The sequence below is a fragment of the Pandoraea sp. E26 genome, assembly GCF_000681415.1.
Taxonomy (GTDB): domain Bacteria; phylum Pseudomonadota; class Gammaproteobacteria; order Burkholderiales; family Burkholderiaceae; genus Pandoraea; species Pandoraea pnomenusa.
The window spans coordinates 1-13327 of record NZ_AYXJ01000034.1; the positions used below are offsets into that span (position 1 = coordinate 1).

The 13327-nt window shown below is 64.6% G+C and carries 16 protein-coding genes and 1 tRNA gene; all 17 read right to left on the bottom strand.

What is annotated here, in order from left to right:
• A partial coding sequence (locus tag W930_RS0120985) for a secretin N-terminal domain-containing protein (protein ID WP_369798689.1) occupies positions 1 to 948 on the bottom strand: 948 nt, incomplete at its 3' end.
• Positions 945 to 1721 carry a helix-turn-helix domain-containing protein gene (locus W930_RS0120990; RefSeq protein WP_023598134.1) on the bottom strand — a complete coding sequence of 259 codons (777 nt, stop codon included), beginning with the start codon at positions 1719 to 1721 and terminating at the stop codon, positions 945 to 947. The genes W930_RS0120990 and W930_RS0120985, both read right to left, overlap by 4 nt.
• A 74-nt stretch (positions 1722 to 1795) precedes the next feature.
• Positions 1796 to 2125 (bottom strand): hypothetical protein, encoded by a 330-nt coding sequence (locus W930_RS0120995; RefSeq protein WP_023598135.1) that lies wholly within the window; start codon positions 2123 to 2125, stop codon positions 1796 to 1798.
• The gene (locus W930_RS0121000) at positions 2106 to 2897 is read right to left on the bottom strand and encodes a hypothetical protein (protein WP_141570586.1); all 792 of its coding nucleotides are present in this window, start codon (positions 2895 to 2897) and stop codon (positions 2106 to 2108) included. The genes W930_RS0120995 and W930_RS0121000 overlap by 20 nt, the downstream gene beginning before the upstream one ends.
• The gene (locus W930_RS29310) at positions 2854 to 3465 is read right to left on the bottom strand and encodes a type III secretion apparatus protein OrgA/MxiK (RefSeq protein WP_023598137.1); all 612 of its coding nucleotides are present in this window, start codon (positions 3463 to 3465) and stop codon (positions 2854 to 2856) included. Before W930_RS29310 ends, W930_RS0121000 begins: the two co-directional genes overlap by 44 nt.
• A 2-nt stretch (positions 3466 to 3467) precedes the next feature.
• Complete coding sequence (locus W930_RS28320) at positions 3468 to 4277, bottom strand: EscJ/YscJ/HrcJ family type III secretion inner membrane ring protein (RefSeq protein ID WP_023598138.1); 810 nt, start codon at positions 4275 to 4277, stop codon at positions 3468 to 3470.
• The gene (gene sctI / locus W930_RS31090) at positions 4277 to 4594 is read right to left on the bottom strand and encodes a type III secretion system inner rod subunit SctI (RefSeq protein WP_023872763.1); all 318 of its coding nucleotides are present in this window, start codon (positions 4592 to 4594) and stop codon (positions 4277 to 4279) included. The genes W930_RS28320 and sctI overlap by 1 nt, the downstream gene beginning before the upstream one ends.
• 36 nt (positions 4595 to 4630) lie before the next feature.
• Complete coding sequence (gene sctF / locus W930_RS0121020; RefSeq protein ID WP_023598140.1) at positions 4631 to 4900, bottom strand: type III secretion system needle filament subunit SctF; 270 nt, start codon at positions 4898 to 4900, stop codon at positions 4631 to 4633.
• Positions 4901 to 5002: 102 nt separating this feature from the next.
• Positions 5003 to 6214, bottom strand: coding sequence for a PrgH/EprH family type III secretion apparatus protein (locus tag W930_RS0121025; RefSeq protein ID WP_158516323.1), 1212 nt, complete (start codon positions 6212 to 6214; stop codon positions 5003 to 5005).
• Between the two features lie 176 nt (positions 6215 to 6390).
• Complete coding sequence (locus W930_RS0121030; protein WP_023872761.1) at positions 6391 to 7113, bottom strand: tetratricopeptide repeat protein; 723 nt, start codon at positions 7111 to 7113, stop codon at positions 6391 to 6393.
• Between the two features lie 235 nt (positions 7114 to 7348).
• Positions 7349 to 7771 (bottom strand): DsrE family protein, encoded by a 423-nt coding sequence (locus W930_RS0121035; RefSeq protein ID WP_023872760.1) that lies wholly within the window; start codon positions 7769 to 7771, stop codon positions 7349 to 7351.
• Positions 7772 to 7891: 120 nt separating this feature from the next.
• Entirely contained in the window at positions 7892 to 8335 is a 444-nt protein-coding gene (gene queD, locus W930_RS0121040; RefSeq protein ID WP_023598144.1) for a 6-carboxytetrahydropterin synthase QueD, read from the bottom strand.
• A 9-nt stretch (positions 8336 to 8344) separates the two neighbouring features.
• Positions 8345 to 8980, bottom strand: a complete 636-nt coding sequence (queE, locus tag W930_RS0121045) for a 7-carboxy-7-deazaguanine synthase (RefSeq protein ID WP_023872758.1) — start codon at positions 8978 to 8980, stop codon at positions 8345 to 8347.
• A 22-nt stretch (positions 8981 to 9002) separates the two neighbouring features.
• Positions 9003 to 9740 carry a 7-cyano-7-deazaguanine synthase QueC gene (gene queC, locus W930_RS0121050; protein WP_023598146.1) on the bottom strand — a complete coding sequence of 246 codons (738 nt, stop codon included), beginning with the start codon at positions 9738 to 9740 and terminating at the stop codon, positions 9003 to 9005.
• 237 nt (positions 9741 to 9977) lie between these two features.
• Positions 9978 to 10053, bottom strand: a tRNA-Phe gene (locus tag W930_RS0121055).
• 74 nt (positions 10054 to 10127) lie between these two features.
• A complete protein-coding gene (locus W930_RS0121060; RefSeq protein ID WP_023598147.1) occupies positions 10128 to 10868 on the bottom strand; it encodes a response regulator in 741 nt (246 codons plus the stop codon).
• Positions 10869 to 13160, bottom strand: coding sequence for a PAS domain-containing sensor histidine kinase (locus W930_RS0121065; RefSeq protein ID WP_272945160.1), 2292 nt, complete (start codon positions 13158 to 13160; stop codon positions 10869 to 10871).
• Positions 13161 to 13327 lie beyond the last annotated feature (167 nt).

Consider the following 13327-nt stretch of genomic DNA (forward strand, 5'->3'; position numbering starts at 1 on the left):
CAATGGGGGAGGCAGTCCCCCGCCGTGAGCCTCGCCCGGCGCGGGCGACGACGACGACAACCGCGGCAATGGTGTTGCCGGCAACGTGCCCGACGCCCCGCCGCCGCCCGTTGACGACTTCACCAGTTCGGTGACCACGGAGGCCATCCCGGGAATCACGATCTTTTCGTCGCGAAGCTGATACGTGCGGTCCGACACGAATGCGTTGTCCATGCGCACCACGCCGATCTGGTCCGGCCCCGAGACCGGCCCGTCGCTCACACGGCGGTCGATCGAGCGTGCTGCGGCGATCACGAGATCGACGAAGACAGGCGGGCCGGAAACGTAGAAGAGTCGGCTGTGCGCGTCGCCGCGAATCGGATAGCGACGGTCGTACAGACCGGTCGTGCGCAGATACGACACGAGCTCGGACACGCCCGCGTGCACCAGCGACACGGTCGCATTGCGAATTTCCGAGGCATCGTAGACGTAGATTGATTGGCCGTCGTGATACCAGATCAGGCCTAGCTTCGTGGCAATCGAATCGAGTTGCGCCCGTGCGTTCGTCATGTCGAAGTCGCCCGAGACCTGCTTCCTCGCGGCCAGCTTGCTGACGATCACGGTGCGGCCCAGATATGGCGACAGGGCATCGAAAAAGACCCGCAGGTTGTCGTTGCGCGCCACATAACCGCCCCGCGCACGCCCGGTGTCCGGGGCGAAGGTAGCCGCGTGTGATGGAGCCGATGCCTCGACACGGGTCGACGGGACGTCGGTCGTCGACGCCCGGGACACCGGTGGTGTCTGTGGCGGCTGTGGTGACTGTGGTGACTGCCTGGGCACCGCGGCCTGCGCCGCCGGCGTCGCCTCCAGCGAGCCGGCATCCGACAACGCCACGGCCCAGGATGCGACAGCAACGTTCGAGACACCTGCGGCCAGAAGCACGCAGGTGAGATGATGCACTTTCCTCATCGGGCTAACGTTCGCAATGCACCAGCGGCACTGGTCGGCGACATACCGATCAGCTCCTTGATTTCGGTCGAGAAATGCGACGACGAGGCATACCCGTTGCGCAAGGCGATTTCGGTGTAACTGTCGTTGCCCTGGGCCACTTCCAGCATCGAGCGCGCCATGCGCCAATCGCGCAACGCGATCTTCGCGGACTCGCCGAGCGCACCCCGGCAAAGCCGCCGGAAGTGTGAATACGACACGCCGTACTTGGTGCACATGTGGCGTAGCGTGCCGCCGGTTGGCGCACGCGACAGCAAGAACCGGATCAGCTCGTACGACTCGCAACGGCGCAGCACGTCGAGCATGGTGCTAAAGCCGTCGCCCGGAGATACGAGCTGGCTAAGGAACCACAGTTCGCACTGACGACGATCGTTCCACAGACCCGACACCGGCACCCGGTGCAGCGCCGGTATGGCAGAGCGGCGGTGCGCTTCGTGCGGCCCCGCCGCGCGTGCCTCGTCCATGAACGCCAGCAGTTTGACGAGCACGTCGAAGTGCATGCGGTGGTAGTGCAGCGTGCCGCCTTTGACCTGCAGATGGCCGCGCCCGAACAGCACCAGACCGCGGTAGCCCGGCGAAAGCTCGACGCGAGCGGCCGGTGCGGCACCCATCGGTTGCAGCTCAAGCAGCAGGCTGCGCGTGGACGCCTGCGGACACACGAACCACACGCCGTCACACGCCAGCGCACAGGAATGATTGGCGCACAATTCCTGCGCCGCTTCCATGATCTTCATACTTCTCATCGCCCACCTCACTTCCCATCGAATCTCGAGGGTTCCTCGGGGTCTCGACGGCGCAACGCGCCCCGTCAGACAGCGCCCATGTCCTCAAAGCGCTGATTGCCCTCGTCGAACCAGTCCGTCCACATCTTCAGTCGGAAAATGTTCAGAAAAAACACGTTAACATCGACGTCTCCCGGTGCGTCTTCCGCCTCATCGTTCGGCGTGTGTGACGCCGTCTCGACATCCCTCGTCGTTCCGTTGTCGTCAATCGGGTACGCGCCAGGCACATCCGGCACGCGCGCAGCGCCCTCGACACCGCTCGCTTCGCGAATGCGTTGTACGAGCGTCGGGCGGGCGTCGTCGTCGGCGGGCAACGGCAAGACGCCGCGTACGTTCTCAATCGCGTTCAGGTTCATCGGTGCAGCACTCCAGTGATGTGTCAGGGGTAACCGGCAGGGCGGCCGTCGTGTCTGTGGCGCACGCCTTGCCATTCGCGACCGTGTCGCGCGCCAGCTCGCTCACGCGCTCATGCAACGAAGCCAGCGCCGGCGCGAGCAGCGCATGCAGGTCGTCGGGCGCCGGGGGCGTATTGAACGTGAGCGCCGCCTCGGCATGTGCCACGAAGTCGTCCGGGTCGTATTCGATGACCGCCCCCGCCCGATGGGCGGAGATCCGTTCGCCCGCACGGTGGTACTCGAACTTGAGTGGCACCGGGCAGACGGCCTGGACCCGCTCGCGGATGGCATCTGCGCGGACCTTGAGCCGCAAAGGCAGCACAAGCGTGAGCGGCGCGTCCGGTGCGGCGTCGGCGGCGGTCTCGCGAAAGTCGTCGAGCACCTCGTCGAGCACCGCAAGCATCGTGTCGGCGTGCCGCGACGTGGCCGTCAGCCATTCGCGCACCTGCGCGAGCAGATCGCCGCGCCAGCGACGTTGGGCCTGCTCCGTTCGCAGCAGATGCGCCACCACGTCCCCGAGCGCCGCCGCCACGCCGTCGCGATAACCCCGTCGCATAGCGTCGCGGCGCTGCGTTTCGAGCGTGGCCTGCATTTCGACGGCGCGACGCCTCGCCCAGCGGCGGATATCGTCGTCGAGGCGTGCCAGCCGCTCGCCGCGCACGAGTTGCGCGCGGCGCACGACAATGCCGTCAGCGACCACTGTCCGGGGGGGAATGGGGATGATTCTTGGCATATTGCAGAGCCGTCACGAACAGACGCACGTCGAAGCTATCCGGCAGGTCACCGGCACACGGGTCGATGCGAGGAAACAACAGCGGCAGACGCTGGCGAAGCGGCGCCCGCAACGAGGCGGCCAGCGCCATGAGCCGCGCGAAGCCTTCCGCCAGCAGATCGCCGTCCGAGGGGGGACGCGAATGGATTGAAGGCGCGGCGTCGAGCACGGGCAACTGAGTGAACGCAAAAGCCCACGCGGGCAGACGCAACAGTGCCGCGCGGCGGCACAGGCTCGCCTTGCGCGCCTGGCAGCCCATCAGATAAGCCACTTGCGGCAACCGCCGCCAGTTAAGCACCCAGGGCCGCTCCGCCATGCCGACGTGGTCGAACGGCCAATGCACGTCGAGATGGAATCCGGCGATCAGCATTTCGTTGATCACGGCGCGTTGTCTCGGCGAGGCGAACCGGGCCGGATAGACAAAGTGCGCGGCGTGAATGTACGACACCGGGTCGAACATCATCGTGCGCCAGTTCACGGCGACGGCACTCTGCGATTCATGCAGTCCGGGCGTCGGTTGAATTGCCACGCTTAAACCTCCCGGGCGCCGGGCGTGCCGGGTGCCGCGACGCCCGGCGATGCGTCCCGCGCGTCCGGCATTTGCGACATGTGCGGCCCCTGCATGCGCTGCCACCGGCGCGCACGCAGGGCACGCAACGCGGCGAGCGCGCTTCCGACGACCAGTGCCACGGCGATTGCCAGCGTCCATGCGGATGGGCCGGTGTCGTGTGCTTCGGATGGGGTCGGGACCGCGGCGGCGAATGTGCTCGGCTGCTTCGAGAGCACCACGGAGATATTCTCGTAGCGCACGTCATCGAGACTATTCTTGAGAAAGCGCTTCACGTCGTTGATCAGCGCACTGCCGTCGATGTCGCTCTGATGCACCACGACGGCGGAGATATGGGGCGTCGAAGGCGACGGTTCGACCGTCAGCCCATCGACGTCGTAACTTACGTGAACGCGCGCGGCGAGCACGCCGGACATCAAGCGCAGCGACTGCTCCAGACGCTGCTCGATGGCGGAGTACAGCCGCGCGCGCTCGGCACGCGGCGACGCCACCAGCGAATCGGTCGGGAACATCTGTGCGATTTCCATACGCGGACGTGAAGGCAGGTCGTAGGTCTTGAGCCAGTCGACGGCTGCCGGGAAATCTGCGGGTGCGACGGTGATCGAATAACCCGCCTTGCCTCCATCGACCTTCTCCGCGGCAATGCTGTGGCGCAGCAGAACAGCGGCCACTTCGTTGGCCTGCTGTTGATCGAGCGAGGTCAGCAGTGTCTCTGACTTGCGGCATGCCGTGAGCAGCATCACCAGACACAGCACCATGACGTAGCGTGACATCACCGAAGCAGCGCCTCCACAGCACCGACGCTCTTGCGCGCGAGCGTGCTCACCATCGCGACCTGAAGGCTGTAGTCGGCGAGTTTCGTCTGGAGCTCGATCATCGACTTCGGGTCGGTCGCATCGACGCCTCGCACGGCGTAGGCAATACGCTGCCGATCGCCCTCGAAGTCCGCCGACATTTGAGCCACAGCGTTGAAGAAGCGCGACTCCAGCGATTCCCCGATGCCGGTCGCGGCGGAGACCACCTGCGGGGTGGCGTCGGTCAGTGTGGACGGTTCGAGCATCGTCGACAGCGATACATTTGGGGGCAACATCGTGGTCTCCTTCGTGGACAGAACGCGCGAACGTGGTCAGAACTTCGAGATGCTTCCCTGCGCAATTTCCTTCATTGACTTGACGGCAGCCGACTGCGCGCTGCGCATGGTCGTGTAGTCGCCCAGCACGGATTGATAATGGGCGAGGGTGACGGCATCGCTCGCGTCTTTCTTGAGGGCTTCCATCGCCTCCTGAAGCCGCTCCTGAAGATCGCTGACTTTGTCATCGAATTCGGACGACATCTGCTCGAGGTATCGATCGGCGTTGTCGCTTTTGATGCCTGGGAAGTTTGTGTGGTCGGTCATGACGAGTTCCTGCTCCTTGCTGGGATCGGGTGAAGTGTGTGGGGGGGAATGCGTTGCGACGCCGCGGGACGCATGCTCGCAAATCAAATCGGCGTCCCGCGCCTATTGACGATTGATGAAGCGCCATTGCCTCGGCCCTTCCTTCACATACGCGGCGGTGCCGTAGGCATAAGATTGCTGAGCGCTCCAGTCGTCGCGAAGGTCAACGTTGAAGCGCACCAGATGCGTGCCCCAGCGCCGCTCGAATGTCTGCATGAACCCGTAAAGGCGACGCAGTTGCACATCGTCAAGTTCGGTGCTGATGTGAAAGGTCACGCCATCGGGGGTGTCGGTGCGCAGAAACGGCACCATCTGACGCTTGAGTGCATCTTCGGCTTCACCGCTCGCATCGGTCTCGTCGTGCAACGTGAGAGTCACGCGCCTGGCATAGGGAATCTTCTCGAGCAATGCCTGACGGAATTTCGCCGTCTCGCTCTCGGAGAGACGGAACTTCTGCCGGTTGATCCAGAGTTCCGGTGCCGTGGGATCGTCGAGCGACAGCTTGAAGTAGGGTACGTTGGTACGCGACGCATCGATCCACTGTGTGATGCGCGCATTCTCTTCGTCGAGTGCGACGACCTCCAGCCGCTCGCGCTGGATCACCGCCTGGCCGAGCGCGCGCGTGAGTGCGTTGCGTTCCGCGCGATTGGGGGCGATGACGTACATCTGACTATCGTTGCCTGGCAGCACCACCGCACGCCCGCCGAGCGTTTCGAGATAGTCGGAAACGCCTTGCGCCTGACGCTGCGGCGCGCTCTGCCAGTAGAGGTATGCGCCACTCGTGACGAGCACGATCAGCGCAATGGCCCCGATTGCCCGCAGCCAGCGGCGACGTTGCCGTGCGGCCGGGCGAGCCGCATCGTCGGTGCGGGCGTCACGGCACAGGCTGCGCAACACTTCGTCGGACCACGTATCGTCCACGCGCTTCACACCGACATGGACGTCGCCCACGCGAGCGAACTGCGTGGCGTCGATCGCCACTTCCGTACCGGCACCTTCGCCCAGCACACGCAGGAACAACCCCTCGCGCCCGGCGTCGTCCACGAGCACTTCGAAGTTGTCGCCGCCGTCGCCGTCCATCGGCACGTAGATCGCATTCGGCGGCATTTCGGTCTGCCACCCGCGATCGAAGGCCGGATCGCTCGGGCCCACGACGAACAACGTGACGCCACCGGGCAATGCGAATTCGCAGCCACGCATCGGGCCTGTGAGCAGCCGCAGCACAGCGCGGGCCGGGCTGCCGTCGATCGATGCGGGTCGGATGTCTGATTCCATCATTTCTTCGCGAGCAGGCGGGCGCCCACGGGCTGGAAGCCCGGGCGGCATACGGCGTTCGCGCTCCTCAACAATGAATTCGTTGAGGGTGAGAATACCGACGCGGCATCAGCGATTCATGATGGGATTCTTCGCAACTCGTAAAAGCGCGATCAAGATTTTCAGATGGGGCTACGCTATTTCCCGTTGGGGGGCACCGCCAGGGTAGCGCGGGTTTCGCGATCACGTTTCATCGCCTCGAGCTTTCCTTTCGCCGCGACGTCACCTTGCGCCGCCGCTTTCTCGTACCACGCCCGCGCCTGATCGAGGTCCGGTGTCACGACGCCATAGCCGCGCTCGTAGTAACTGGCCACAATGTACTGCGAGGGCAGATCGCCGCCCTGCGCGGCTTTTTCGTACCACCCGAACGCGGTCTTGTAATCCTTGGGAACGCCGCGTCCGATGAAGTACTCGTTGGCGATAGCGGCCTGCGCCTGAACGTGACCCTGCTTCGCGGCCTTTTCGTACCAGCGGTTGGCCTGCGGTATCGATTTGCCCACGACGTAGCCGTCGTCGAACATCTTGCCGTAGACGTATTGCGCCTGCGTCATTCCGGCATTGGCCGCACGCTCGAGCCAGTGCACGGCACCCTCGGGATCGGGTGCGCCGCCCTCGCCGTTGAGCAGCATCATCGCGTAGTCGAACTGGGCCAGCCGGTTGCCCTGCTCCGCCGCGCGATGAAATTCATCGAGCGCCTGCGTTTGCTGCCCGGCCTCGTAGTGATGCACCGCCTGCTCGGTCAGCGACTGCGCAGGCGCCTGCGCCGCGGCAACCGCATAGGGAATCGGGGCACACGCGGCGCTGATCAGCGTCGCGACAGTGCCGACGAGCAGCCGGCGCGCAGCGTAAGACGTCGACATGGCGAACCTCCGGGACGAGCGTTCGCCTATTGTGCGCCAAACGGGCAATACTTGCCGTGGCCCACCAGCGACGCCGCGGCGTGCTGAAAGCGGTCGGGCGCCCGGGCACGCCGGCGCCTCACAAAGCAAGAGCCCCGGCGCGGGGCCGGGGCTCGTGGGCATCGATGGCGATCGCGGAATCGCCGCGTGGCGATGGCGCCGGGGCGGGGCCGTCATCGCCCCGACCGAGGCGGAGTCACGGCTTGATGTACGCGTAGCCCTTCTGCTGCAGACGCGTGAGTTCAACCACCCCCGATGGCGTGAAGTCGGCGTCGAGCACGAACTGCTCCTTCTTCAGGTTGCGCTGCTTCATGGTGATCTCGCATACCTCGAATTTCACGCCGCGGGCATGCAGCGCCGAAATGAGCGGCCCCACCGTCGCGGCGTCCTTGTAATTTTCCATCAGGAAATCGACCCCCTGCGCGTGTGCGACGAGCACGACGTCGGTGTCGGGCGCGGTGTCGAGCTGATTGCGAATGTTGCGCAGGCCTGCGAGTGCCTGGTGTTCGGCGTCGTTAATGTGGTACACGACCTTGTCGCGCGCCAGTGCCGACGTTGCGGGTACAGCAAATACGGTGAACAGAAAGGCGGTGAGCAGGCCGCGAAGCAGCGTCTTCATGTGAGGTGTCCCCTTTGGTTGCGTTGTGCCAGCTGCATCATAGCGCGTTGACGCACAACGGGGCATCGGGGCCGCCTTCACCCGCTCACATCCGAACGGATTGCCCTCCCGGCCCCGGACTCAGGCCGTGACTTCGGACCAGCAATTCGGCGTCTCGTAAAGACGCAGCCGCACCAGACGCAAATCGCGACCGTAGTGCGCGTCGAACACGCCGCTCAACGTCTCGAACGCCGCGGCGGCAAGATTCTCGACGGTCGGCACGCGATCGAACACGACCGTCTTGTGGTCGGGCATGGTCTCGAGAAAGGCGCGCACGGCGGTATCGCCCTCGTACACGAGGAACGCGTGATCCCACACGGACACGAGGTGCTCGTTGGCCAGCGCCTTCACGTCGGCGAAGTCCATCACCATGCCGTTGTCGGACGCCCCGCTCTCACGGCTCACTTCGCCCGCGAGCGTGATCTCGAGCACATAACGATGCCCGTGCAGGTTGCGGCACTGGCTTCGGTGATCGGGAATGCGGTGGCCCGCATCGAATTCGAGTTTCCGGGTAATCGTAATCACGGCAACGGCTCAGGGAATGTTCAGATATTTGTGCGTCTGCATCGACAGCGACCAGCGCGGGTGCGATTTGCAGTAGTCGATCGCCAGCTTCGTATTGGTGTCGCGCAGCGGCCCGTCCATCGGCTGGAGATAAAAATGCGCAAAGTCGAGGGCTTCGTATTCGAGCAGGCGCTGACGATCCTGCGGCACCACGACCTTCAATTCGTCGCCGCGCGTGACGACCATTTCGGCGTCGGCCTTCGGGCTCACGCACACCCAATCGATGCCCTCGGGAATTGCCTGGGTGCCGTTGGTCTCCACCGCGATGCGAAAGCCTTCGGCATGCAGCGCGTCGATGAGCGGCGCGTCGAGTTGCAGCAGCGGTTCGCCACCGGTGCACACCACGAAGCGGTGGGCTCGGTCGCCTTGCGGCCACAGGGCCACGATCTGCGCGACGAGATCGGCCGGCGTGCGGTACTTGCCGCCGTTTTCGCCGTCGGTGCCAACGAAGTCGGTGTCGCAGAACTGGCAAACCGCCTCGGCACGGTCCTCTTCCCGGCCGGTCCACAGGTTGCACCCTGCAAACCGGCAGAACACCGCCGGGCGACCGGCGTTCGCGCCCTCGCCCTGCAAGGTGTAGAAGATTTCCTTTACCGCGTACGTCATGATTCTCTCGATTTCCGAAGGGTCAGGCCGCGCCGCGGTCCTGATCGTGACCGCGGGCGCGCCATTGTTCGTAGCCGCGCTGCCGCAGTTGGCACGCCGGACATTCGCCGCAGCCGTAGCCCCACGGATGCAGCACGCTGCGCTCACCCAGGTAACAGGTGTGCGTATCCTCACGCACGGTCTCGACGAGCGCCTGGCCACCCAGATCCTGCGCCATTTGCCAGGTGTCGGCCTTGTCGATCCACATCAGCGGCGTCTCGACGATAAAGCGGCGGTCCATGCCCAGGTTCAGCGCGACCTGCAGCGCCTTCATCGTGTCGTCGCGGCAGTCGGGGTATCCCGAAAAGTCCGTCTCGCACATGCCGCCCACGAGCACGCGCAGACCGCGCCGATACGCAATGGTCGCACCGATCGTCATGAACAGCAGGTTCCGGCCCGGCACGAAGGTATTCGGCAGATTGTCGGCCGCCATCGCGATCGTGGTCTCGCGCGTGAGCGACGTCTCGCTGATCTGGCCCAGGATCGACAGGTCGATCATGTGGTCGTCGCCCAGGCGCGGCGACCAGTCCGGGAACCGCTGACGCAGCTTCGCCAGCACGTCGGTGCGGCACTCCAGTTCGACACTGTGACGCTGGCCGTAGTCGAAACCCAGCGTCTCCACGCGCGCATAGCGCGACAATGCCCATGCCAGGCAGGTGGTCGAATCCTGTCCACCGGAGAACAGGACCAGAGCGGAGTCGGTGCTTGTCGTCATGATCATGCGCTTAGCAGTTTCGCCCTCGCCGTCGGAGCGACGGGGGCCGGAGCACGCGCCTGCGGCGGCCGGCTGGATGGGCAACCCATCGGGCCGTCCGGGGCAACCCGCGTGCGGGATATGTCACGCGATTTTGAACCGCGTTGCCCCGCGTCGCTATCGTCGGAGCGTTATACCCATCATCGGGCCGCGTTTTCGTTCAAACGCAAAAAGGGCTTGCGATATGCGCAAGCCCTTCGAATTTGGTGGCCTGGGTCGGAATCGAACCAACGACACGCGGATTTTCAATCCGCTGCTCTACCAACTGAGCTACCGGGCCAAGAGAAAAGCGATTATAGAGACTGAATCCGCTTTGCGCAAGCCCTATCTCGAAAATTCCATGTGCCGGCGGTGTCAGGTCTTGCTCTTGGAAAGCTCCACACCCAGTTGCTTGAGCTTGCGATACAGGTGGGTGCGCTCCAGACCGGTCTTCTCGGCCACGCGCGTCATGCTGCCGTGCTCCTTGGCCAGATGGTAGGCGAAGTAGGCACGCTCGAATGCATCGCGGGCTTCGCGCAGCGGCACGTCGAACGAAATGTCCGCCGACATGGCCGCCCCGGCGGCCCCGGCACCGGTCTCGGCGTCGTGCCCGCCCAGCGGGGCATGGTGCGTTGCCGCGCCATTGAGGCCGGCGCCGGGGTGACGCGTCTCGCTCTCGCCGAAAACCCCGGTGTCGAGCACTTCGTCGTCGGCGTCGAACGCGCTGGGCGCGCTGCCCGACGCGTCGCGCTTGCCGCGCGCCAGCCCCTGCTCGACGGCCTGCAACAGCTTTTGCAGCGCGATGGGCTTTTCGAGGAAATTGAGTGCGCCGATCTTGGTCGCCTCGACGGCGGTATCGATCGTGGCATGCCCCGACATCATGATCACGGGCATTGTCAGCAATTGCTGCGCCGCCCATTCCTTGAGAAGGGTCACGCCGTCGGTATCGGGCATCCAGATATCGAGCAGCACGAGGTCAGGCGTGTTGGCGGCACGATAAGCGCGCGCTTCCTGCGCGTTCTCCGCCACTTCCACGACATGCCCTTCGTCGCTCAGAATCTCCGAGAGCAGCTCCCGGATCCCCATTTCGTCGTCCACCACCAAAATGGTTGCCATTTACGCTACCTTCGTGTGTTCCGTCGGCTTGGTGCCCGACAGGTCCTGGTCGTCAGCCAATTGAGTAAACAAGATCGAAATCTGTGCGCCTGCACTGCCTTCGCCCTCGGGTAATGACCGGTTGCGAATGTCGATTCGGGCCTGATGCTCGTCGATGATCTTCTTGACCATCGCCAGTCCAAGCCCGGTGCCCTTCGCCTTGGTCGTCACGTACGGCTCGAATGCGCGGGTCAGAATGCGTGCCGGAAATCCCGGTCCGTTATCCGTGATGGTCAGACGCACTGCCGTGCGCTTCGGTTCACCCGGATGCACATCCGTTCCTGCGTATTCTACTGTCTTCGTTTCCACCGTGATAAGTGGGTTTTCGGTTCCCCCCACGGCATCTTGAGCATTCTGCAGCAGATTATGGATAACCTGCCGCAATTGCGTCGAGTCGCCGCGAATTTCCGGCAGGTCGGCGTCGAGGTACGGACGAATCGTGCCGCGACCTTCGTCGACACCGTACAGGGTCAGGACCTCGCCGATCAACTCGTTGAGCTGAAGCGGATGCATGATCGCCGGTGGCAGACGCGCGTAATCGCGGAAATCGTCCACCATGCGCTTCATTGCCGCGACCTGATTCACGATGGTCGTGGCCCCCTTGCGCAGCACTTCGGCATCGGCCGGCGGCAGCTTGTCGGACAGCTTCATCTGCAAGCGCTCGGCCGAGAGTTGAATCGGCGTGAGCGGGTTCTTGATCTCGTGCGCAAGACGCCGCGCCACTTCGGCCCACGCCACCGAGCGCTGCGCCGAGATCACGTCGCTGATGTCGTCGAACACCACCACGTATCCGCCGCCCGCGCGCGTCGGAACGCCGGCCACGGCGACCATCGGTTCGGGCAGGTGCGAGCCGCGCACGAGCAGCGTTACCGGATCGGTCTCGCCCGGCAGCGTCAGGCCGATCTGCTGCTGCCAGTGTCCGCCCGGCCCGAGATCGGCATTCGCATCGCGATCGGCAAAGGCCCGCCGCAACGTCTCGCCGAACTCCACGAGCGCGGGAATATGCGCCGGCGAGCGGTTCAGCTCGCCCTGGAAACTCTGCTTGAAGATGCGCTCGGCGCCGGCGTTGGCCGTCGTCAGGCGAAAATCGCGGTCGAACACGAACACACCGGCGGTCAGGCTCGACAGAATACTCTCGAGGTGAGCCTTCGAGCTCTCCAGCGCCAGACGGTTGCGCTCGACCGTGGCGCGGGCATCCGACAGCTGGCGGGTCATCGCGTTGAACGCCTGCGTGAGGAAGCCCAGCTCGTCGTTCGTTCGCACTTCGCCCTTGGGCGAGAGGTCGCCCGCCGCCACTTCCTGCGTGCCGCGCGCGAGCAGGAAAAGCGGACGCGCGAGCTGGTTGCCGAGCGCCAGCGCGAGCATCATCGCCACGAAGGTGGCCAGAAAGAGCGACAACGTTAGCGTGCCGATGTACATCTTGCGCAGGCCCGTGCGCCCCAGCGCTTTTTCCTGGTATTCGCGATAGGCGTTCTGGACCGCCTCGGCGTTCTGCGCGAGATTGGCCGGCACCAATTGCGTGACTTGCAGAAAACGCTCCTCGTCCTGCAACGAAGACGTGTAGCCCGACGGAATGCGCATCACCACGCGCCAACGCAGTTGATCGTTCCCCTGGTGTTTGTCGTAGCCCTCGCTGCCTCCCTCGATCGCGGTGTAACCGCGCGATTGTGCGCGCGCCTGGCGCAACATGAGCGGCGTGGGAAGATCGGGCACGAGCGCATTGAAGTTGCCCGACGCGGAGGCCAGCACGCGGCCGTTGCCGTCGACGATCGTCGCGTCCTGCAAGCCGAACTGGTCGCGCATGCGCAGCAACGTGAGCGTGCCGCCCTTGTCGGCGCTCGACGCCAGATTGTCGGCCACGAGCTGTGCTTTCGCGCTCAGGTCCGACAGGCCGTTATTCAGGATCGCGCGCCCGAGCTCAAGGCCGGAATCGAGGGCGGTCTCCACGCGCACGTCGAACCACGACTCGATGCTGCGCGAGACGAATTGCAGCGACACCAGATAGATGATGCCGCCGGGCAGCACACCCACCAGCGCGAAGAAAATCGCCAGCTTGGCGAGCAGGCGCGTGCCGAAGCGTCGCTGACGCAAGCGCACCACGATGATCCAGACGAGTGCGCCGACGATGAAGACGAAAATGATCGCGACGGCGATGTTCGCGGTGTAGAGCAGCGAATAGTAGCGGTCGAAGAATTCGGTATTGGCCGAGGCAAGCGCAAGCAGGCCGAACAACCCGATGGCGACCAGCGCCATCGTGACGATCGACGTTCGGATGACGATGTGCTTGAGCAGGCTGCCGCCGTTATTTGACACGGGCGGCTCCGGGCGGCAACGCCGCATTGAAGGCGAGCGGCAATGTGCCCCTCAAACGGGCCGGGTTGCGCTCGGGCAGCGTCACCGATGGCGTCGCCGCCGCGGTC

Excerpts from the sequence above, each read along its gene's own strand:
- W930_RS0121035 (WP_023872760.1), bottom strand. The coding sequence starts at position 7,771 with ATGAAGACGCTGCTTCGCGGCCTGCTCACCGCCTTTCTGTTCACCGTA.
- queE (WP_023872758.1), bottom strand. The coding sequence starts at position 8,980 with ATGACGTACGCGGTAAAGGAAATCTTCTACACCTTGCAGGGCGAGGGC.
- W930_RS0121065 (WP_272945160.1), bottom strand. The coding sequence starts at position 13,160 with ATGGCGCTGGTCGCCATCGGGTTGTTCGGCCTGCTTGCGCTTGCCTCG.
- W930_RS0121000 (WP_141570586.1), bottom strand. The coding sequence starts at position 2,897 with ATGCCAAGAATCATCCCCATTCCCCCCCGGACAGTGGTCGCTGACGGC.
- W930_RS0121025 (WP_158516323.1), bottom strand. The coding sequence starts at position 6,214 with ATGGAATCAGACATCCGACCCGCATCGATCGACGGCAGCCCGGCCCGC.
- W930_RS28320 (WP_023598138.1), bottom strand. The coding sequence starts at position 4,277 with ATGTCACGCTACGTCATGGTGCTGTGTCTGGTGATGCTGCTCACGGCA.
- W930_RS0121060 (WP_023598147.1), bottom strand. The coding sequence starts at position 10,868 with ATGGCAACCATTTTGGTGGTGGACGACGAAATGGGGATCCGGGAGCTG.
- W930_RS0120995 (WP_023598135.1), bottom strand. The coding sequence starts at position 2,125 with ATGAACCTGAACGCGATTGAGAACGTACGCGGCGTCTTGCCGTTGCCC.
- W930_RS0120990 (WP_023598134.1), bottom strand. The coding sequence starts at position 1,721 with ATGAAGATCATGGAAGCGGCGCAGGAATTGTGCGCCAATCATTCCTGT.
- W930_RS0121030 (WP_023872761.1), bottom strand. The coding sequence starts at position 7,113 with ATGTCGACGTCTTACGCTGCGCGCCGGCTGCTCGTCGGCACTGTCGCG.
- sctF (WP_023598140.1), bottom strand. The coding sequence starts at position 4,900 with ATGACCGACCACACAAACTTCCCAGGCATCAAAAGCGACAACGCCGAT.
- queC (WP_023598146.1), bottom strand. The coding sequence starts at position 9,740 with ATGATCATGACGACAAGCACCGACTCCGCTCTGGTCCTGTTCTCCGGT.
- sctI (WP_023872763.1), bottom strand. The coding sequence starts at position 4,594 with ATGTTGCCCCCAAATGTATCGCTGTCGACGATGCTCGAACCGTCCACA.